Genomic DNA, 244 nt, shown 5'->3' with positions numbered 1-244 from the left:
CGGCCCGCCCCCGCGCGGTGGCGGCCGTCGGCCCTCGGGTGCGGAACAGTTCAAGCCCGCTCTGGCTCTCGTGCCGCGCGGCGAGGAGGGCCCCCTGCCGGGTGTCGACGCCGTCGGCGGCCTCGCCCGTGGCGTCGTGCCAGGCCGCGCCCGCGTCCAGCCGGAGGGCTTCCTCGTGCTGGGCGGCCCAGCTCTCGGCGGGGCGGGGCTCCCGAATGTGCCGGTAGGCGTGGCCTCCCCGGCA

General features: G+C 79.9%; 1 pseudogene. It reads right to left on the bottom strand.

Annotation, left to right across the window (positions count from 1 at the left end):
* Positions 1-244 (bottom strand): annotated as a pseudogene (locus tag KVS67_RS12705) (hypothetical protein); the annotation flags it as partial.

Source organism: Micrococcus sp. GbtcB5 (assembly GCF_019091605.1).
Classification (GTDB): Bacteria; Actinomycetota; Actinomycetes; order Actinomycetales; family Micrococcaceae; genus Micrococcus; species Micrococcus luteus.
Note: the sequence above shows the minus strand (reverse complement) of the source record. Positions and strands in the feature narration are given on the sequence as shown.